The sequence below is a fragment of the Streptomyces sp. R11 genome (assembly GCF_041051905.1).
Classification (GTDB): domain Bacteria; phylum Actinomycetota; class Actinomycetes; order Streptomycetales; family Streptomycetaceae; genus Streptomyces.
The window spans coordinates 6820084-6838625 of record NZ_CP163432.1 but is presented as its reverse complement, the minus strand read 5'-3'; the positions used below and the strand labels follow the sequence as shown (position 1 = coordinate 6838625).

Below are 18542 nucleotides of genomic sequence, written 5' to 3'. Positions count from 1 at the left end.
TCGACAAGATGCTCTCCTGTCTGCCGATTGTGAGGCGTGAGACGTTCGCCTGCACGCTGAGAAGTGGGAGAATTAACCGCAGCTCACGAGGGCCCTCGCGATGGACTCTCGCGCCTCGCGGCCGTGCACGGCGATCCGGGACAGCTCGGCGAACGCCTTCAGATACGCGCGGATCTCACCAGGCGCGGTGATGTTGACCTCGGCCGTCAGTGTCTCGACTGCTACCTGGGCGTCGTCGAAGGCGTAGAAGGCCTCCAGTGGCCACACGGTGCGGCGGGCCGTGAAGGGGATGATCCCGAGGGAGACGTTCGGGCGCGACATGATCTCCAGGAGGTACCGCAGCTGCCCGGCCATCGATGCGTCGTCGCAGACCCGGTAGTACAGCACCGTCTCTTCGAGTAGCAGGGCGAACAGGTGGTTGCCCTCATGGACGACGCGGGAGCGGTTGAGGCGTGCCTGTACGGCGTCGGCGACGTCGTCGGGGGTGCCCTGGAAGTCGGTGATGGACCGCAGGAGCCCCGTGGCGTAGTCGGCGGTCTGAAGCATGCCCGGAACCAGGTTCGAGGCGTAAACGCGGAAGTGGCGTGTGCGCTGGTAGAGCGGCAGGGTCTTCTCGTGGACGCGCCGCATGCCGTCGCTGTGGAGCTGTCGCCACTGTACGTACATCGACTCGGCGGTGCGGGAGGCGGCGATCAGGTCCGCCGCCTGCTCCTCGGCGTCGCAGGCCCTGCACCACGCCCGGATGTCCTCGTCGGATGGAGCCGTCTTGGCCCGTGCGATGCGGGAAGCCTTCGACTTGTGCCAGCCGCACCGTGTCGCCAGTTCAAGCCCACTGAGCCCGGCATCCCTTCGGATCTCGTCCAGGCGGGTAGCGATGGCCGCACGGGCTGCCTGGGCGGTGGACAGCGGGGATGTGGACATGAACTGGCGTACCGGGCTTTCAGATGACGTACTTCTCGTGCGGGATGGCCCGCTCCCAGACGGCGTCGAACGCGGTCGAGCACATCCGGGCAACTGCCGGCCCGTCGTTTTCGTCGGTGTGCACCCAACGCCCGTCACCGTCAAAGACGTTGAACTGCACGATACGGCCGTCGAATAGCCAGAAGTCGTTCCCCGGGAGGGCGAGGTCGGAAGCCTGCCGCCTCGGGAGCCAGCGGACGTCCTCGCCTGCGGCGACGTTCGTGAAGGTGAACGAGTGCTCATAGTGGATGTACTCGCTCACCGGCTCCGACACGATGCGGGCGCGGCGCATGACGACGCCCTTGGCGGTGATCTCCTGGACGAGGTCGAGCCAGGGACGCCACCACGATGCGCGGTCATCGGGATCGAGCCGGTGACCCTGCTTCCACGCCGTGAATCCCTCGTCCTCGTTTGAGATCGCGTACACGTCGCGCATCTCAAGGTGCACGGCGGAGTGCTCCACGGCCCGGACCAGGTCAGCAAAGTTACTGAGGCTTTGCGACACCTAGTGCCTCCCTCAGCAGCGGGATCATGCGCTGCGGTAGCCGGACCACGCCCTCATGGTCCGGATGCGGACTGTCCTGGACGGTTCGGGCCAGCGTCTCGACATCGGCCTTCACACCCTGGATGACGAGATCCTGCGTCGCTTCGTCCACCCACACGGCCGGGCAGCCGTGATCTCCGGACTCCGGATCTTTGCCGACGAACCGTAGCTGCATTGCCTCTCCCAACGTCGAGCCGGTTGCTGCCGGTTGCAGGGTGAGCCTCACCTGGGCGGAAGAGGGGGTCAAGGGCAAACATGCCCCACGTGCAACCGCGTGCAACTCCGTGGACCGGCCAGTGTTCGCCTACCTACGGTCGTTAACCGGAGTCACACGAGTCGGGGAGACGCCATGGCAGCCACACGCCACAAGACCACGCAGGAACCGCCTGTAGAGCTGCCTGTTGGCTTTAACGCATGGCTGCTCGATTGCGCACCAGTCGCCGATTGCGCACGCTGCCAGTCCGAGTGGCGCAAGCTCAACGCATGCAAGAAGGCCGGGAAGATCGCCCAGGCTGCCAGGCACGCCAGCGCCGTCCGTGAGCACGCCGGAGGCGGCCACTCGTGACGATGGAGATGCAGACCTACCGCGACGGCCGTAAGGCGGCCACGGACGCGGCGGAGGCGATCCGGGAAGCCCTGGCCGGTCTGGGCCTTCCCGAAAGCGTCTGGGGCAGCGTGCGCCCGATGGTGACCCACAGCGGCAAGGCGTATGTCCACCTGGGCATGGTCCGCGCGGACGCGGCCGAGAAGATGGCCGAGGCGATCCTGAACAGCAGTAACGGCGATTGAGATCTTGCATATGTTCGGCCCATAGAACCTCCCAATACGATGGGGCTACTGGGATGCCGAATTTGGCCCCGTCTAGGGGGAATCCCCCCGTAACTAGCGGCTGGTCGCCATCGTTAACTGTTTGATGGACCCCTGCCCTCAGTGGGCAGGGGTCTTTTCGTTTTTGCGCGGAGGGCCCAATACGCAGGGTCCACCCGCGCCAAGGCCGTTGGAAGCAGGGCGCGGGCGGGCCCCGACCCGAAGGAACAAGGTGTCCCCCGAGAACCTAATCCTGACACTTCTCGTCGTTGCGGCAGCGGCGTACGGTGCGGCCCGTTACCCAAACATGCGTGAGCCAGTGCTCGTCGCCGTCTCTGTTGGGGCACTCGTCGTAACAGTGCTCCTTGCCCGCCCTTGACGTAGTGGTTGCGGCACGCTCGCCGGGCGACTCCGACGATCCCTGAACGCCTTCCCCACCGGCTGATACTCCCGTGCATCTCCGCAGGTCGGGTGGGGAGGGTGTGCCGGGCGGGCGGCGCTAGCCCCACACCCCGAAGATGGCGCCGATGATCGCGACGGCCACGCCGAAAATGGCAAAAACGAACACGGCTACGATCGCGATGCAACCAAGACCAAGCGCCCCCGCACCGTCACTGCCGCCACCGCTTGCCGTCGGTCGCTCTGGTCGCCAGGTATCCGAAGGGTGACGAGGACGGGGAGTCGGATCCAGCCGCTTACGCAGACCGTCTTCCCGCCTGCGTACGTCCTCCCACCGCTTCCGGACGTCTCGCGAATAGTCGTGGTTCTTCCAGCCCGACATGTGGCATCCCCCCATACCCCCGACGCCGTCCACGACGCCAATGACGACTCATCAGGAGGTATCCCCTCATACGATCGCCTCAATCATCCGGCGGACCTACTCGGCGCTAGGCCACCTCCGGGACACATCCAGGCCACTGGACACCGAGAAAGGACCGAAAACGACCGACGCTGTCCATCACCTTCTGCGCAGGTCAGCGGCCACTTCGCGGCATTGCCGCAGGTAACCCAGGACACGAGATAAGTACGTCCAGAAACGGCCGTCCGAGATGCACAGGGCCTCGATCACCGGCACGTCCAGGTTGCCGCAGGCGACACGCATCTTCTGGGCCAGGGGGCGCAGCCGTTCCATGACCTGGCGGCCCGTCTCGCCCTTGGCCGGTTCCTGGCAGAGGAAGGCGACCATCTGCTCCGGTCGGACTCCCCTGCGCTCGCTGCCCGTCACCAGGCCGTGGGCCAACTGCCCGGCCGCGGAGTCCCAGTCATCCGCACTCGCTGGAATGCCGAGCCTCGCTCGACCACCGAACCGTCCGCGGCCTGCCCTGTCGTGCAGGGCGACGAGGACGATGCTGTCCTCGGGGCGGTATCCGAGGAGATAGGGCAGGGCATCGGCGAGTTCGGCGGGGGTGCGCAGGGTGACCTGGTGCTCGGGCAGACCCGCTTCGTCCGGGCCGGTTGCCCCAGGGGCGAGGGGCTGCTCACCGCGCCCGGCGTCGTCACTCTCGGAAAAGCCAGTCGCTTCGCTGTGATTCGTCATGCGACAGACGATCTCCCGGATCGCGATGCTCCGCTTGACCCTGTGGATAAGTCCAACCATGGACACGACAATTGCTCGGGCGTGCGCAAAGCCGTGCTCCGGTGCGCGGTGTCATTCAATGCCGTGCTCTGGTGCGCGGCGTCATTCAGATGCCGTGCTCTGATGCTCGCCGTCATTCACTGGTGCGCTGTGTCATTCATGGGACGCGCGGCACCGTTCACTCCGGATGCGCGACGCCCGACCGTTCACCCGACGCGGTACGCAGAACTCCCTCAGCGCCGGCCCCAGGGTGATGGCCCGGGTGCGTTGCCCTACCCGCCAAAACTCACAGCGAATGGCGTCCAGTTGGCACAGACTCCACACAGCGGGCACTGGCCGAAGCACTCCAACCTCACCTGGATGTGGGACCGAATCGCCGCGTTCCACGCACGCACGTGCCCCTCCCCGAGCCCCGATCACCGCGGCAGTCCACGCTCGCCTTCGGGCGACCGTCACCGCCCGTCTCCACAACACCCCAGAGCAGCTCAACCCGCCGCAGCGAGGACCAGAGGAAGAACCGCTTCGCTGCCGGCCCGGCGTAGGAGGCGGGCGGCGACAGCAAGGGTCCAGCCCGAGTCCGTGTAGTCGTCCACGAGCAGGACAGGCCCCGGGGAACCCGCCAGGGCGGCAGCCAGTTCCTCGGAAACGGCGAACGTGTCGGCCAGTGTCCGCAGGCGCTGAGCCGAGTTGCTGCGCCGCGCAGCATGCGCGCCACCCGGTCCCGTGTACATCAGGGTCCCCAGATACGGCAGGCGGCCGATGGTCGCGATGCCCTGGGCGAGGGAACCGACCAGTTGCGGACGGGCCAGGGACGGTACGGCGACGACACCCACCGGCCGGGCGGAGGCGTCCGGCACGTTCGGTGCCCAGCCGCCCGGTGAGCGCGCCCAGTCGGCGAGGACCGCGACCGCGGCCTGCAGGACGTCGTCAGGGACCGGGCCGTCGGGGGCGTTCTCGGCCAGCAGGGGCCGCAGGCGGTTGCCCCAGCCGATGTCCGAGAGTCGGCCCAGCGCCCGCCCGGTCGAGCACTGCTCCTTGGCCGGGATGCGGCCCTTGAGGTCGATACCCAGTGCGGGCATCCCCGTCGGCCACATCCGGCGCGGCTCGACCTCCGCCCCCGGGCGATCCAGCTCCTTCGCCGCCCCCGTCAGAGCCTCGGCAGAGACCGACGAAGCGATCCAGGTGCCCGCGCAGTTGTCACAGCGGCCGCACGGAGCGGCTCCCTCGTCGTCCAGCTGCAGGCGCAGGAACTCCATCCGGCACTGTGTCGTGCTCACGTACTCCCGCATGGCCTGCTGCTCGGCAGTTCGCTGCCGCGCCACCCACGCGTACCGATCAGCGTCGTACACCCACCGCTCGCCGGTGGAGATCCAGCCGCCCTTCACCCGCTTGACCGCCCCGTCGACGTCGAGGACCTTGAGCATGGTCTCCAGCCGGGTACGCCGAAGATCCACCGCAGCCTCCAGGGCCGGCACCGACAGCGGGCGTCCCGCCTCCGCCAGCGCCGAGAGGGTCTGCCGGACCTGTGCCTCGGGCGGGAAGGCCGTATCGGCGAAGTAGCGCCAGATGGCCTCGTCCTCCTTGCCGGGCAGCAGCAGGACGTCCGCGTGCTCGACGCCTCGGCCGGCGCGGCCGACCTGCTGGTAATAGGCGATCGGCGACGACGGCGAGCCGAGATGCACCACGAAGCCCAGGTCCGGCTTGTCGAATCCCATCCCCAGCGCCGACGTCGCGACCAGCGCCTTGACCCGGTTCGCCAGCAGGTCGGACTCGGCCTGCAGCCGGTCCGCGTTCTCCGTGCGCCCCGTGTACGAGGCCACCTGGAAGCCGCGCTGCCGCAGGAACGCGGTGGCCTCCTCGGCTGCGGCCACCGTGAGCGTGTAGATGATCCCGGAACCCTGCAGCTCGTCCAGGTGCTCGGCCAGCCAGGCCAGACGGTGCGCGGCGTCAGGCAACTGCACCACGCCCAGCCGCAGGCTCTCCCTCTCCAGCGAGCCGCGCAGCACCAGGGCCTCACCGGCGCCGGTCCCCAGCTGCTCGGCGACGTCCGCCGTCACGCGGGCATTGGCGGTCGCCGTGGTCGCCAGCACCGGAACCCCGGGGGCCAGCGCGGCAAGCATCGCCCGGAGCCGTCGGTAGTCGGGCCGGAAGTCGTGGCCCCAGTCGGAGATGCAGTGCGCCTCGTCGACCACCAGCAGGCCGGTGGTGGCGGCGAGCTTGGGCAGCAACTGCTCGCGAAAGTCCACGGAATTGAGGCGTTCGGGGCTTACGAGGAGTACGTCGGTCTCACCGCGCTCGACCTCCCCGTAGATGGTGTCCCATTCCTCGGGGTTGGCCGAGTTGATGGTCCGCGCCCGGATACCGGCCCGCGCCGCCGACTCGACCTGGTTGCGCATCAACGCCAGCAGCGGGGAGACGATCACCGTCGGGCCGGCACCACGTCGGCGCAGCAGAGCGGTGGCGACGAAGTACACCGCCGACTTGCCCCAGCCCGTGCGCTGCACCACCAGGGCACGACGGCGCTCCTCCACCAGGGCCGCCACCGCCTGCCACTGGTCCTCCCGCAGTCGGGCCGAACCGCCGGGGGCGCCGACGAGCTCAGCGAGGATGGCATCGGCTTCAGTACGGAGCTCCAGATCGTCCATGTCTCCATGCAACCCGATGCCACTGACAATCAGCCACCTCACCCGGGGCAACAGGCGCTCACGGACCGTTGACGGAGCGCGGTGGGCATCAAAGACCTGGTTGTGCAGGTGGCCCCATGCGTCGCACAGTGACGCGCTGGGTAGGGATATAACCCTCGCACCACCAGATATCGGTCGGTGGCCCCAATTGCTCGTTGCCGCATTCAGGTTCGACAGGAAGAATTGAAGTCCGCTCCCCGCACGGCTCGTCCGTGATCCGGTAGGGCTCTGCTGCGGCGTGCGCTCCCCCGATTCCGACCTCGCCCGCAGTGTGGGCGCGTAGCCGAAGGGAGGACCGTGACCTTCGGATTCGCTCCGTCCTCTGCAGCATCCGTGTCGACGTCAGCCGACCCGTCCACCGCATCCACCAACCCGCTGGCCCGCATGCTCGAACCAGCGGAGTGGGCCGCCGCGGGCATCCCGCTTCTGCGCAATCCCCGCGAGGTCGTCAGCGGTCTGCACTCCCGGCACCGCCCAGGGCCGACGACCGCGATCGTGGCCGTCCTCGACGCCGAGGAGCGCCTGCGGGCGAGTGCCTCGTTCACGCGTCGGCCGTCCCCGGCGGATGGCTGGATGTTCCGCAACGCGCTGCTCGCCCAGCTCCGCCGCGTCATCCCGCACGACTTGCGGCGCCGCACCCCCGTGCGCACCGCCGTCCTGCTCTACTGCCGCGAGGGCGACGCCCGTTGGACGGAGGAGGACGGCGCGTGGATGTGGGGCCTGCGTGACGCCTGCACCCTGCACGGACTGCGCTGCGGCGCGTACATCACGCTGACCCGGGACGGCTGGCAGGTCCTCGGCGAGGGCCGTGGCGGCCGCCGCCCCAACACCGACTCGGCGCCGGAGCCCTTCGCCACGTCCGAGTCACCGCTCCCGCTGCCCCGCACCGGGGGCGCGGCCTCAGAGGTCCTACGGCGCGCGGCGGCTCGCTGAGGGCGCCCGCAGGAGTCTTCGACCAACGGCCCGCAAGGGTGCTCGACCGACGCCACGGTCGAGCCGCACACTGCACGCCATACGCCGCACGCGATACGACTGCCCAAGGCAGACGAGGACCCGACACGGACCGCCAAGCCGCTGCGAGTGCCACGCGCAGTCGCCGAGCAGCCACCACGCAGGCACCGCGCGACCACCGGACGAAACCCGCCCAGCTCACGCCGTGAACACAGGGCTTCCGTGCACTGACACCACGGAAGCAGCATGCGCCTGGTGATCGGCCGGCCCTCGCGATGGAAACCCCCACGCCGACTCACCCGTACGGCGTGAACTGACACTCCGATCCCAGAACCGACCGGCCTGCGCACAGCGCGCTTCCCATCCCTCCGAGCACGCCGGACCGCCCGCCGTGCAGACGCCGCCAGAACGGCCCTCGCCCCCGGTGTCCTGCGGAGTTTCCGTCAGGACGAGCCGGAACGGCTCAGACGCCCACGCCCAGCACCGAGTTGATCCGCTGCGGGTCACCGCAGACGATCAGCAGGGCACCGGCCCGGCCAAGGGCCAGAGGCAGGGCGTTGGCAGCGGCAGTGTCCGGACCGCCATTGACGGCCACCACGACCACCGGACGCGGCGCGGCACGGTCGGCGACGGAGGCATCGGCGTAAAAGACGTCGTCACCGGCGTCGTGCTGCGCCCAGTAGGAGGCTTCGCCGAAGGACAGCTCGTGGGCGGCCCACGGGTGCTGTTCACCGGTGGTGATCACCAGTACGTCGCTGGGGGCGCGGCCCGACTCCAGGAGCAGGTCGACGGCCTCCTCGGCAGCGTCGAGCGCGCCCTCGAGCGAGGCCGGGATCAGCTGGATCTGCGGGGCCGCCGCAGCCGGAGCGGCGGCGGGAGCAGCCGGACTCGACGGTCCGGGCTTGGCCACGGCCACGTCACGCGGCGAACGTTGCACCGGCGGCGCGGGCCGCACGGGCCCGGGTCGGCCGGGACGCGACGGAGCCGCGGGGCGGGGGCCGGGTACGGGACGAGGGGTCGGCGCGGTGCGGCCGCTGGCCGGCGTAACGCGGGGACCCTGGGCACTCTCGTGAATCTGAGGCTCCTCGGGAATGAGAGGCATGAGCTGATATTTATCAAACGCTGGTGCGGCTCGCATGGCCGGGTGGCACACAAGTGCGAGCGGAATCGTCAGAAGTCGAAGCCGAGCTGCCCCTCGATCTCCGGAACGCTTCCTTCCACCCAACTGCGGACCTTCTTGAGGTGCCGCCACTGGGGCAGCGCATCAAGATACGCCCACGACAACCGGTGGTACGGGGTGGGCCCCCGCTCCGCCAATGCGGCCTTGTGCACGGGCGACGGATACCCGGCGTTGTCCGCAAAACCGAAGTCTGCATGGTCGATACCCAGTTCGGCCATCATTTTGTCGCGCTGCACCTTGGCGATCACCGAGGCCGCCGCGACCGCCACACACGACTGGTCACCCTTGATGACCGTCCGTACCCTCCAAGGGTTCCCGAGATAGTCATGCTTCCCGTCGAGGATCACCGCGTCGGGTCGGACCGGCAGGGCCTCCAGGGCACGCACCGCGGCGAGCCGCAGCGCTGCGGTCATCCCCAGGGCGTCGATCTCCTCAGGAGAGGCATGCCCGAGGGCGTACGAGGTCACCCACGTCCGCAGCAGGTCGGCGAGCTCGGTGCGCCGCTTTACGGTGAGCAGCTTGGAGTCTGTGAGGCCTTCGGGGGGTCGGCGCAGTCCGGTGATCGCAGCGCAGACACTGACGGGGCCGGCCCACGCACCGCGCCCCACCTCGTCGACACCGGCAATGATCTTCGCTCCGGTCGTGGCTCGGAGGGAGCGCTCGACGGTGTGAGTAGGCGGTTCGTACGGCATGGCGCCCTTAGCGTACGCCGCCCGGAACCGGCTTCGACACCCTGGTTCACCGAAGCCACCTCCGAGCCGGTCCAGCCGCGGTTCAGCGGGCCGCCGGGCGGAGCAGTGGAAGCATCAACTGATCGACCATCTCCTCGAGATCTCGATCATTCCATTCGCTCATGCACATCTTCGATCGGTACATCATCATCGCCGGAATGGCGTCGAAGACATAGCCGTTCGCCGCGTCGGCCCGCACCTCTCCCCGCTCAATTCCACGGTTGACGACCTCTCGGAGCAACGCGATCGTCGGCTCCACGACCCCCTCGAAGATCACCCCGTGAAAGCGCTGAGCCTGGAGGCTGTCGCATTCGTGAATCACCGACCGCAGCGCGAAACCGGGCCGCGAGAACATCGCCTCCCGCGCATGCCGGCACAGCTCGAGCAGGTCTTCGCGCACGCTCCCGAGGTCGGGAGCCGACGCGAAGTTCGGCAGCCCGGCCCGCAGCGCATCGGCGACGAGCTCCTCTTTGGAAGGCCAGCGCCGATAGACGGCGGCCTTCCCGGTCTGGGCACCGGCCGCCACGCCCTCCATCGTGAGGCCGTTCCATCCGACCGTACTGAGCTGCTCCAGCGCGGCATCGAGGATCGCGCGTTCGAGCGCGGCGCCACGGCGACGGGGAGAGGCCGCCTGAGCGGGGGCGGCCGTCCAGCGCGAGGTAACCATCTGAGCGTCTCCAACAAACAAGCGAAGCGGGGATTTCGGGGACACGGGAACTCCACGCGGCGACTACGGGGAGACAGACCGCGCGACAACAACATAAGTGAACGCTTGCGTTCACTACTGGGGACTCACTACGGTTGACGCGACAGTGAACGCGAGCGTTCACTAAGGCACTTGTGGGGGACCCATAGTGACAACCTCTCAGTTGATCAAGGATCAAAAACCAGGTGCGGCCCGCCGGGAGGGGCATCCCGGCATCGCGCTCACCGTCATCGCGGCCTGCCAACTCATGGTGGTACTCGACGCGACGATTGTGAACATCGCGCTCCCGCACATTCAAAATGCCCTCAACTTCAGCACCACCGACCTCACGTGGGTCGTCAGCGCCTACACGCTCACCTTCGGTGGCCTGCTGCTTCTCGGCGGTCGCGCCGGTGACATCCTGGGCCGCCGCAGGGTCTTCATGACCGGCATCCTGCTGTTCACCCTCGCCTCCCTGCTCGGTGGATTCGCGCAGGAACCGTGGCAGTTGCTGGCCGCCCGCGTGCTCCAGGGCGTGGGTGGCGCGATCGCGTCGCCCACCTCGCTGGCGCTCATCACCACGACGTTCCCCGAAGGCCCGGAGCGCAACAGGGCGTTCGGCGTCTTCGCCGCCGTCTCCGCGGGCGGTGGCGCCATCGGTCTGCTCGCCGGCGGCATGCTCACCGAATGGCTCGACTGGCGGTGGGTGCTCTTCGTCAACGTGCCGATAGGTGTCCTGATAGCGGTGCTCACGCCGCTGTACATCAGCGAGTCCGAACGGCACTCCGGACGCTTCGACATCGCGGGCGCACTGACCTCGACCGCGGGTATGGCCTCCCTGGTCTACGGCTTCATCCGCGCGGCGGACGAAGGCTGGCGGGACAGCCTGACCATCGGGTCGTTCGGCGCGGCGGTGGTCCTGCTGGTGGCCTTCGCGTTCATCGAGTCGCGGGCCAAGGAGCCCATCACGCCGCTCAGGATGTTCGCCGACCGCAATCGCTCGGGCACGTACGTGATCATGCTCAGCCTGGCCGCGGCCATGTTCGGCATGTTCTTCTACATCGTGCTGTTCGTGCAGAACGTGCTGCAGTACAGCCCGATCGAGGCCGGTCTCGCCTTCCTGCCGGTGACGGTCGTGATCGCCGTCGGAGCCGGCCTGTCGCAGCGATTCCTGCCCGTGCTCGGCCCGAAACCGTTCATGCTCGTGGGCTCGGCGCTCACGGCGACCGGGCTGGCCTGGCAGACCCTCATCAGCGCCGACAGCTCGTACGTCGGCGGAGTCCTCGGCCCGATGCTGCTGTTCGGCTTCGGCATGGGACTGAACTTCGTGACACTGACGGTCACCGCGGTCTCCGGTGTCGCCCAGCATGAGGCCGGCGCCGCGTCCGGCCTTCTCAACGCCACGCAGCAGGTGGGCGGTTCGCTCGGCCTGTCCATCCTGACGACGGTCTTCGGATCGGCCAGCAAGGACGAGGCGGAGAAGCAGTTGCCGAAGTTCATGGCGGAGGGATCGGCCGAGCAGAAGGCGGAGTTCGCCAAGACGCAGCAGTTGCCCGGCCCATGGGGACACGAAGTGCTCACCCAGGGCATCTCGACCGGCTTCGTGGCCGCCGCCGCGATGGCCGTACTCGCCCTGGCCACCGCTTGGTTCGTGATCCGGGTCCGCAAAAGCGATCTGGATGCCCTCGCCGGTACGGCGGGGCCGATGGCCGGCTGACCCGGCAGGGCCCTCGAAGGGCCGCGGATGGCCGGACCGGGTCCGGGAGACCAACGGCGAGGACGACGAGCCGGCCATCCGCACCACCCTCACACCGCCCGGCGCCGGGCAGGCGCCGCTGGGGCGGCGGAGTCGAAGCCCGTCCCACGCGGCAACCGCCGCGCACATGCCGGCGAGCCCGCGCGCGGAGGCGACGCCGCCCGCCGAGGCGGGACCCGAGACGAGCAGCACGCCCAGCACCGACATGAACCCCATTGCTCCACCCCCTGCACCCCTCGCGTGACACCTGCTCGTGCCGCTCCAGCGGTCGCACAACAACTGTCACGACAACGGCTCGACGGTCACGCAGAGTTCCCGTCAAGCACAGAAAGTCATTGAAGGTCCGCGGCCTCAGCCCAACAAGGTTCCGACCGGGTAGCTGAACGGGGCTACGCCGACGTCGGTGCCCACTCCGGGAGTGCCTCGGTCCGCTCCGCCCACTCGGCCGGCACCGCCCCGGCCTTCCCGGAACCGATCACGCCGCCCACGATCGCGCACGTGGTGTCCACGTCGCCGCCGACCTGCGCGGTCGTCCAGAAGGCCCGCTCATAGTCGCCGAGGGCCCGAGCGGCCGACCAGAGAGCGAAGGGCACGGTGTCGTGGGCCGTCGTACGCCGTCCACAGCCCAGTACAGCCGCGACGGTGGCCGCGTCGGCGTAATCGAGCATGTCTCGCGCGCGTCGAAGGCCCGCCCCGACTGCGCTCTTCGGGATGAGAGCGATGACGTCGTCGAGGAGCGATTCAGGGCTGGGCGGACCACCGGGAGCGGCGGCGAGCGCGGCAGCCCCGGCAACGGCCATGGCGCCGACGACGGCCTCGCGATGCTGATGCGTGGGGTAGGCCGAGATCTCTGCCTGGTGGGTCGCCTGCTCCGGGTCGTCCGCGTACCAGGCACCCAGCGGAGCGATCCGCATCGCGGCGCCGTTGCCCCAGGAACCCTGTCCGTTGAAGAGCGCGGCCGACAGCTCGCGCCAGTCACCGCCCTCCCGGACCAGGCGCAGCAGCCGGTTGACCGCGGGGCCGTAGCCCCGGTCGAAGTCGTGGTGCTCGGCGAAGGAGCGGGCCAGAGCGTCCTGGTCGATGCGGTGGTGGGTGGCCAGGACGGCGACCACGGAGCAGGCCATCTCCGTGTCGTCCGTCCACTGCCAGGGGCCGGACGGCAGTTCCCGGCGCTTCAGCAGCGGGTAGTTCACCGGGACGAAGAACTGCGAGCCCAGGGCGTCTCCCACGGCGAGTCCGCGCAGGCTGGCGAGGGCGCGGTCCAGGCGCCCTTCGGGGGAGGAATCAGCGGTCATCGCCCTGCCACTCTATCCGGTGATCCCGTACGGTTCCGGATCTCGCCAGCGTTCGAAAGGCCGGTCAAGCGTGTACTTGCCGTCGTCCCCGAGAACGAGCATCCGCATCTCCGCGTTCCCCGGGTTCGACAGCGACTCGAATTCCGCGACCGTCCAGTGGAACCAGCGCATGCAGAACAGGCGCATCGCCAGACCGTGGGTCACCAGCAGCACGTTCGGTGGATGGTCGGGCGCCTCGAAGCTGCGGAACAGGCTCTCCAGGAAGCCACCGACCCGGTCGTACACGTCGGCGCCGGACTCCCCCTGGGCGAAGCGGTAGAAGAAGTGGCCGTATGCGTCCCGGTAGGACTTCTGGAGACGTACGTCGTCGCAGTCCTGCCAGTTGCCCCAGTCCTGCTCACGCAGCCGGGGCTCCTCACGCACGCGTATCGCCTCGGGGTCCAGGTGGAAGGCGCGCAGCGTTTCGTGCGTGCGGCGGTAGGGCGAGACGTACACGCTGACCCGCTCGCGGCCGAACACCTCCCGCAACCGTTTACCCGTCTCCTCGGCCTGGCGCCAGCCGCGCTCGGTCAGGGGCAGAGCATGGTCGGGCTCACGCTCGTACACGGTGTCATCAACATTGCCCGTTGACTCGCCGTGCCGGACAAGGACGATGCGCCGTGGTCGTGCCATGCCAAAACCCTAGATCGGTTGAGGCCCGATCGTGGACTCGTGCGGGCCTCATACGGCGTAGGTCACACATTTCCTGTAGCAGCGGCCACACCAGGACGCACGAATGGTGAGTCCGGAAATCAAACCGTCCAGTTCGATTCGAGCTCGACGATGTCGCCCGTGAGGGCCGCGACGTCCGCTTCCGTCTGTGCCCGCAATGCCAGTCGCTCCACGCGTTCAGTGCGGTACTTACCGTGCTCCGCGGCAGACCTCCACATCGACAACACCAGGAACTCATGGCCCGGCGCCTCGCCAAACAGTCCGCGGATCATGCCCGGGGAGCCGGCCATCGCCGGGTTCCAGACCTTCTCCTGCATGAGCGTGAAGTGCTCGGCTCGGTCTTCGTGGACACGGCAGTGGGCCACTCGGACAAGGTCCGCGTCGGTGAAGCGCGGCTCGAAGCCGGTCTTCACGTCGAAGCGGTAGTCGAAGAGCTTGACCTGCATGTCCTTGTAGGTGCCCGACTGGGCCGCGGCCAGTCTGTCGTGGGAGCGCGCCATGAAGGAGTCGTAGAAGGAACGGCTCTCCCAGAACGAGAAGACATGCGCGACCCCCTGCCGCCCCCGGCTCCAACCCCCGCCCTGCCCCCGAAATCCCGGCTCCCCCGGAAGCCCCGCCCACTTTCGCTGCCCCCGCTCGAAGCCGCGGCGGTCCACCACGGTGCAGCGAATCCACTTGACCAGCACCGCGCCATGGTAAGGCCACGGAGCGTGGCGCCGGTCACGCTCGGCAGGAGTGCTCTTCGGCGTACGTTGCCCCGCGCGTGGCAGGATGGACAACCGGCCTTGTCTGCTGGGCAGTTCAGGCTGAGCCATAAGCGCAACGGGGAAGGGGAAGCCCGGTGAACGCCATCAACAAGGGGATCCGGAAGGTCGAGATCTCGCTCAAGTGGGATCCGAGTCCGGCGGGTGATCCGCCCACCGACCTGGACCTCGTCGCCGCGACCTACCTGGCGAGCGATCCGTACGGCGATCCCGCCTACGTAGTGCACTTCGACAGCCGCTCTCCCGACGGCACCATCTATCTCAACCGGGACAGCCAGGACGGCAAGGGCTTCGGCTGGGACGAGGTCCTGACCGTGGAGCTGGACCGGCTCGACGTTCGGTACGCGCGCGTGATGGTCGGTGTCGCCATCCAGCAGCGTCCCGATCAGCGCACGTTCGTGAGCGTCATCAATCCGGCCCTGCGCATCCGTGAGGGCTACACCGTCATGGCCGAGGACGACTTCGGTGGCGTCCTCGGGTCGACCGCGGCCACGGTCGCCGAGTTCGTACGCGAGGGATCGAGCTCGTGGGAGTTCCACCCCGGCATCCACGGTTTCGAGGACGACCCGGCTACGTTCACGGCGACCATGGGCAAGATCCGCCGGCCCTGAGCCTCGCTCGTACGTTCGTCGGTGCATCCGGCGAAGAAAGTCCTACGGAAAGAGGGGCGCCGAAACGTGGTCGGCGCCCCTCCCACGGACTCCCGTCAGGGCACCTCAGGGTCTGCCCGCAAACGCCCGCAGCCGCGACCGGGCGCTGCCTCGATGAGCCGGACCACCCACGGGTCCTTGGCGGTCAGGCCGGGAAGCGCTCGGGCCACGGATACCCCAGTTGGCCGGCGAACTCGCGCGAACCACCGCAGACGTGACCGATCGCCCTGGGATCCTGTGAGAGGAGTTCCTGCAACATCCGGTCGGCCTGCGCTACGGGGGCATCGTCGGTGACGGACAGGGCGATACGGAATTGCAGCCAGGGCCGCTCATCACGGCTGGTCGGCTCACCCGGCTGGAAGAAGAAGACGACTGTGACGCGGTCGCGCTCCCAGGGCAGGGCACTGGCCCAGGCCAACTCGCACTCCCAGCGATCCAGCCACCGTGTCTGCTGACGGAGGCCCTCTTCCAGAAGCCTGGCGATGGTGCGGGCCGGCCATTCCCAACTGTGGTCAGCGACTGCGCGCTGAACCTCGGCTTCGTATTGCCGCGCGTCGAATCGGTACGCGGGAAGATCCAGCTCGTCATCATCCGGGTTCCGCCAACCGTGCCATACGACGGTCGCATCCTCACGCGTGATCGTCACAAAGACGGCGCCGCAACACCCCTCCGTGCAGTCGGCTTCAGCAAGCCGGACCTCTTTGGGCTCAAGCGAGGGCATCAGCGGGCTGGAGGGCGAAAGGAGGTGCCGAGGGTCCTCCGCCGGGCCCTCGTCGAAGGCCGTGGCCAGGATGTCCTCGCCATCGATGATCGGTCGGACCTCGACTGCGCCTCCGCGCTGAGCCGGCTCCGGCGTGACGACTTGGAGAGCGATGTGATTCATCTTGGACGGCACGCCATGATGCTCCGTGATCCACCGTCGCCTGTCACATGCTTTGTTCGCCGCTGGTCGCACGGTGAAGGGGACCGACCATCGGCCGGTCCCCTTCAAGACCTGCAGTCAGGTTCAAAACCTGCAGGTCAGGCGAATTCGCGAGTCACGTCGGATGTTGTATCCGACGTGACTCCGCCTTTGTTACTGGCGCAGAGCACTTATTCCTGGTGTGCGCTATTCCTCGACCTGTGGCCGGTCGATCCCGACCGGCCGAGTGCCTGCGCCGTCACTCCCGCCGGGCCCGCCCTCTCGCGGGAAACGTCGCCCGCGACGGCACTCCGGCCTATTGAATGGCAGGCCAGACCTGCAAAACATGAGGCGGCGGAGGAGCCATGGGCGAGACCGAGAACACGCAACTGATGCAGCGCATCTTCACCGGGCTGGCGGAAGGGGACGGTCGGCCTCTCGCCGACAGTCTCGCCGACGACTTCCGCTGGACGATCATCGGTACGACGAGCTGGTCTGGGACCTACGAGGGTAAACAGACCGTCCTCAACGAGCTGTTCCGGCCGCTGCTCGCCCAGTTCGCGGACACGTACACGAACACCCCACAACGTTTCATCGCCGCCGGCGATTGCGTCGTCGTGGAGTGCAGAGGTCGCGCCACAACCACGGATGGGAAGCCCTATCACAACACGTACTGCTGGGTTTGCCGGATCGAGGACGGAAAACTGCAAGCACTGACCGAGTACTGCGATACCGACCTCATAGCGAGAACACTTGGGGCACCGGGCGACACGAAGCGTCGATAACCACGACAGCCGAGAGGGGAAGCCGGCATTTCGCCGACTTCCCCTCTCGGTCCGTCACTTCACGCCTGAAAGGCGCTCACATTACTGGCGCAGGGCACTTATTCCGACGGTGCGGTATTCCCTGGGATCACCCCACCGTGCCAGTCCCATCGGCGTGAGTGGCCGCTTGGTCGGAGTCTGTCGCGGATCCGTCGTGTCGCGACGCCACCAGAGCCAGGGCACCGATAGCGATCAGTGACCAGCCGCCTGAGATGGGCTCCATCAGTGACACCGGGATTCCGAGCGCCAGCAGGATCCATCCGGTCTCTGTGGGCACCGTATTCGTGACGATCACGGTTCTCCTGGTGAGCAGACCGAGACCGAGGAAGGCCATTCCGCTGATCATGAACCACAGGGTCATCATGCGGGCGTCGTCGTCGTTGCCGACGGTGTTCCACAGACCGTCGGAGACGATGCCGCGCCAGTGTGAGCCGGCGGCGCCCACGCCCACCATCATGTGCACGGTGGCGGCGGCGATTATCAGGCGGGGCACCCAGCGGTGGAGCCCTGGGGTGTCAGGCTTGCGCGCTTCCGGATACACGGAGGTCCTCATGACGGTGTGATCCTTTCTCAGGCACTGAGTGATGAGCGTGCGCCCGCGTTGGTCGTGGTGGTGACACCAGGTGGCGGAAAGGGCGGATGAGGCTGAAGTAGCGCCGTCCGATCCAGCGGTGGCACTTGGCCCCGGCCACCACCTCGAACCTGACGTGAGCGCCTGCCGATGGCGGTTCGGGGGTGGCGTCGACGATGTTCATGACATGGCCTCTTCGACGGTGGCGGCCCGGGCACCGGTCGGCCCACAAGACGCAGGCGGTCGGTCAGTCCAGAAGCGGAAACAGCAGTTCATACATGCCGCGCTTCTCTGCAGGCGGGAGCGGGGGCATCAGGTGCGCACCCCCGATCAGCACCAGATACAGCAGCTTGGCCAGCTTGTCCGGGGTGGCATGACCGGCCTCTTCGCACAGCCCTCGCAGATATTCGATCCGGGTCGCGTCCACCCGCTCCTGTACCGCTGCCGCTTCGGGAGCCTGTTTCGCCCAGGCCCGCATCGCGATTTCCAACTCCGGACCGGTGTCCTTGATCGCTTCCGCGACGAGCCGGCTCAGCCTTTCCCGCGCCGCGAGCGCGCTGGCCCCTTCCACTGCATCGATGATCGCCATCGTGTGCTCGGCCTCGAAGTAGCCGAGCAACCGGGTCCGATACTTCGGCATCGATCCGAAGTGGTGGTAGAAGGCACCCTTCGACCTGCCCATTCGCTCACACAGTCGATCCAGTGTCACCGCTGGGGCACCCTGCTCGGCCAACAACGCCAGCCCCTCCTCCAGCCACGCCCGTTCGCCCGCGGTTCCCATGACCACCTCGCTCCATACCAAAAGGTTTGGCATGGCAGCCTAGCAACCACGTGCGGATTCAAGGTACTTGGGGCCAGAGATTCGCGGACGCATGCAGCGCAGAGATCGTCGGCTCACGCTGTTACGTTCGATGCAACGATGCATCGGATATGAGCGAGGGCGGGTGCCAGA

General features: G+C 67.9%; 18 protein-coding genes and 2 pseudogenes. 6 read left to right on the top strand and 14 right to left on the bottom strand.

From position 1 onward, the window contains the following. Positions 1 to 72: 72 nt before the first annotated feature. From AB5J55_RS31545 to AB5J55_RS31535, 3 genes are read right to left on the bottom strand one after another with little or no spacing between them, the layout of a single operon-like run. On the bottom strand, positions 73 to 921 hold the full coding sequence (locus AB5J55_RS31545) for a helix-turn-helix domain-containing protein (RefSeq protein ID WP_369273857.1): 849 nt from the start codon (positions 919 to 921) through the stop codon (positions 73 to 75). Between the two features lie 19 nt (positions 922 to 940). Next, positions 941 to 1465, bottom strand: coding sequence for a DUF6879 family protein (locus AB5J55_RS31540; protein WP_369273856.1), 525 nt, complete (start codon positions 1463 to 1465; stop codon positions 941 to 943). Then, positions 1446 to 1679 carry a hypothetical protein gene (locus AB5J55_RS31535; RefSeq protein ID WP_369273855.1) on the bottom strand — a complete coding sequence of 78 codons (234 nt, stop codon included), beginning with the start codon at positions 1677 to 1679 and terminating at the stop codon, positions 1446 to 1448. The genes AB5J55_RS31540 and AB5J55_RS31535 overlap by 20 nt, the downstream gene beginning before the upstream one ends. 174 nt (positions 1680 to 1853) lie before the next feature. On the opposite strand from AB5J55_RS31535, the gene AB5J55_RS31530 reads away from it, so the two are divergent. Together AB5J55_RS31530 and AB5J55_RS31525 are read left to right on the top strand one after the other, a co-directional pair. Next, positions 1854 to 2069: a hypothetical protein gene (locus AB5J55_RS31530; protein ID WP_369273854.1), complete on the top strand. Its 216-nt coding sequence runs from the start codon at positions 1854 to 1856 to the stop codon at positions 2067 to 2069. A gap of 2 nt (positions 2070 to 2071) precedes the next feature. Further along, entirely contained in the window at positions 2072 to 2293 is a 222-nt protein-coding gene (locus tag AB5J55_RS31525; RefSeq protein WP_369276348.1) for a hypothetical protein, read from the top strand. Positions 2294 to 3335: 1042 nt separating this feature from the next. Here AB5J55_RS31525 and AB5J55_RS31520 read toward each other — a convergent pair. Both AB5J55_RS31520 and AB5J55_RS31515 read right to left on the bottom strand, forming a co-directional pair. Beyond that, a pseudogene (locus AB5J55_RS31520) lies at positions 3336 to 3848 on the bottom strand (DUF4192 family protein); the annotation flags it as partial. 524 nt (positions 3849 to 4372) lie between these two features. Then, positions 4373 to 6532 carry a RecQ family ATP-dependent DNA helicase gene (locus tag AB5J55_RS31515; RefSeq protein WP_369273853.1) on the bottom strand — a complete coding sequence of 720 codons (2160 nt, stop codon included), beginning with the start codon at positions 6530 to 6532 and terminating at the stop codon, positions 4373 to 4375. A 336-nt stretch (positions 6533 to 6868) separates the two neighbouring features. On the opposite strand from AB5J55_RS31515, the gene AB5J55_RS31510 reads away from it, so the two are divergent. Continuing rightward, a complete protein-coding gene (locus AB5J55_RS31510) occupies positions 6869 to 7504 on the top strand; it encodes a hypothetical protein (protein ID WP_369273852.1) in 636 nt (211 codons plus the stop codon). 481 nt (positions 7505 to 7985) lie between these two features. Here AB5J55_RS31510 and AB5J55_RS31505 read toward each other — a convergent pair whose 3' ends face one another. The 3 genes from AB5J55_RS31505 to AB5J55_RS31495 form a co-directional block, all read right to left on the bottom strand. Beyond that, positions 7986 to 8624, bottom strand: a complete 639-nt coding sequence (locus AB5J55_RS31505; RefSeq protein ID WP_369273851.1) for a hypothetical protein — start codon at positions 8622 to 8624, stop codon at positions 7986 to 7988. Between the two features lie 68 nt (positions 8625 to 8692). Next, positions 8693 to 9394: a ribonuclease HII gene (locus AB5J55_RS31500; RefSeq protein ID WP_328878688.1), complete on the bottom strand. Its 702-nt coding sequence runs from the start codon at positions 9392 to 9394 to the stop codon at positions 8693 to 8695. An 82-nt stretch (positions 9395 to 9476) separates the two neighbouring features. Continuing rightward, positions 9477 to 10100, bottom strand: coding sequence for a TetR/AcrR family transcriptional regulator (locus tag AB5J55_RS31495; RefSeq protein WP_369273850.1), 624 nt, complete (start codon positions 10098 to 10100; stop codon positions 9477 to 9479). Positions 10101 to 10287: 187 nt separating this feature from the next. Here AB5J55_RS31495 and AB5J55_RS31490 point away from each other — a divergent pair, with 187 nt between their 5' ends. After that, on the top strand, positions 10288 to 11835 hold the full coding sequence (locus AB5J55_RS31490; RefSeq protein ID WP_369273849.1) for an MFS transporter: 1548 nt from the start codon (positions 10288 to 10290) through the stop codon (positions 11833 to 11835). 428 nt (positions 11836 to 12263) lie between these two features. On the opposite strand, the gene AB5J55_RS31485 is transcribed toward AB5J55_RS31490, so the two are convergent. The 3 genes from AB5J55_RS31485 to AB5J55_RS31475 form a co-directional block, all read right to left on the bottom strand. After that, positions 12264 to 13169, bottom strand: a complete 906-nt coding sequence (locus tag AB5J55_RS31485) for an ADP-ribosylglycohydrolase family protein (RefSeq protein ID WP_369273848.1) — start codon at positions 13167 to 13169, stop codon at positions 12264 to 12266. Between the two features lie 12 nt (positions 13170 to 13181). Then, complete coding sequence (locus tag AB5J55_RS31480) at positions 13182 to 13841, bottom strand: histidine phosphatase family protein (protein WP_369273847.1); 660 nt, start codon at positions 13839 to 13841, stop codon at positions 13182 to 13184. 119 nt (positions 13842 to 13960) lie between these two features. Continuing rightward, positions 13961 to 14566, bottom strand: a complete 606-nt coding sequence (locus tag AB5J55_RS31475) for a YdbC family protein (RefSeq protein ID WP_369276347.1) — start codon at positions 14564 to 14566, stop codon at positions 13961 to 13963. 146 nt (positions 14567 to 14712) lie between these two features. On the opposite strand from AB5J55_RS31475, the pseudogene AB5J55_RS31470 reads away from it, so the two are divergent. Continuing rightward, a pseudogene (locus AB5J55_RS31470) lies at positions 14713 to 15255 on the top strand (TerD family protein); the annotation flags it as partial. A gap of 184 nt (positions 15256 to 15439) precedes the next feature. Here the strand turns inward: AB5J55_RS31470 and AB5J55_RS31465 are convergent. Further along, entirely contained in the window at positions 15440 to 16189 is a 750-nt protein-coding gene (locus AB5J55_RS31465; RefSeq protein WP_369273846.1) for a hypothetical protein, read from the bottom strand. A 371-nt stretch (positions 16190 to 16560) separates the two neighbouring features. Here AB5J55_RS31465 and AB5J55_RS31460 point away from each other — a divergent pair, with 371 nt between their 5' ends. After that, a complete protein-coding gene (locus AB5J55_RS31460; protein WP_369273845.1) occupies positions 16561 to 16980 on the top strand; it encodes a nuclear transport factor 2 family protein in 420 nt (139 codons plus the stop codon). Positions 16981 to 17107: 127 nt separating this feature from the next. Here the strand turns inward: AB5J55_RS31460 and AB5J55_RS31455 are convergent, their stop codons facing one another. Continuing rightward, positions 17108 to 17572: a DUF6463 family protein gene (locus tag AB5J55_RS31455; RefSeq protein WP_369273844.1), complete on the bottom strand. Its 465-nt coding sequence runs from the start codon at positions 17570 to 17572 to the stop codon at positions 17108 to 17110. Positions 17573 to 17837: 265 nt separating this feature from the next. Next, entirely contained in the window at positions 17838 to 18371 is a 534-nt protein-coding gene (locus tag AB5J55_RS31450) for a TetR/AcrR family transcriptional regulator (RefSeq protein ID WP_369273843.1), read from the bottom strand. Positions 18372 to 18542 lie beyond the last annotated feature (171 nt).

Coding starts and splice junctions, on each gene's coding strand:
- AB5J55_RS31545 (WP_369273857.1), bottom strand. CDS start 921: ATGTCCACATCCCCGCTGTCCACCGCCCAGGCAGCCCGTGCGGCCATC.
- AB5J55_RS31535 (WP_369273855.1), bottom strand. CDS start 1,679: ATGCAGCTACGGTTCGTCGGCAAAGATCCGGAGTCCGGAGATCACGGC.
- AB5J55_RS31530 (WP_369273854.1), top strand. CDS start 1,854: ATGGCAGCCACACGCCACAAGACCACGCAGGAACCGCCTGTAGAGCTG.
- AB5J55_RS31525 (WP_369276348.1), top strand. CDS start 2,072: ATGGAGATGCAGACCTACCGCGACGGCCGTAAGGCGGCCACGGACGCG.
- AB5J55_RS31515 (WP_369273853.1), bottom strand. CDS start 6,532: ATGGACGATCTGGAGCTCCGTACTGAAGCCGATGCCATCCTCGCTGAG.
- AB5J55_RS31505 (WP_369273851.1), bottom strand. CDS start 8,624: ATGCCTCTCATTCCCGAGGAGCCTCAGATTCACGAGAGTGCCCAGGGT.
- AB5J55_RS31500 (WP_328878688.1), bottom strand. CDS start 9,394: ATGCCGTACGAACCGCCTACTCACACCGTCGAGCGCTCCCTCCGAGCC.
- AB5J55_RS31495 (WP_369273850.1), bottom strand. CDS start 10,100: ATGGTTACCTCGCGCTGGACGGCCGCCCCCGCTCAGGCGGCCTCTCCC.
- AB5J55_RS31485 (WP_369273848.1), bottom strand. CDS start 13,169: ATGACCGCTGATTCCTCCCCCGAAGGGCGCCTGGACCGCGCCCTCGCC.
- AB5J55_RS31480 (WP_369273847.1), bottom strand. CDS start 13,841: ATGGCACGACCACGGCGCATCGTCCTTGTCCGGCACGGCGAGTCAACG.
- AB5J55_RS31460 (WP_369273845.1), top strand. CDS start 16,561: ATGGGCGAGACCGAGAACACGCAACTGATGCAGCGCATCTTCACCGGG.
- AB5J55_RS31455 (WP_369273844.1), bottom strand. CDS start 17,572: ATGAGGACCTCCGTGTATCCGGAAGCGCGCAAGCCTGACACCCCAGGG.
- AB5J55_RS31450 (WP_369273843.1), bottom strand. CDS start 18,371: ATGGGAACCGCGGGCGAACGGGCGTGGCTGGAGGAGGGGCTGGCGTTG.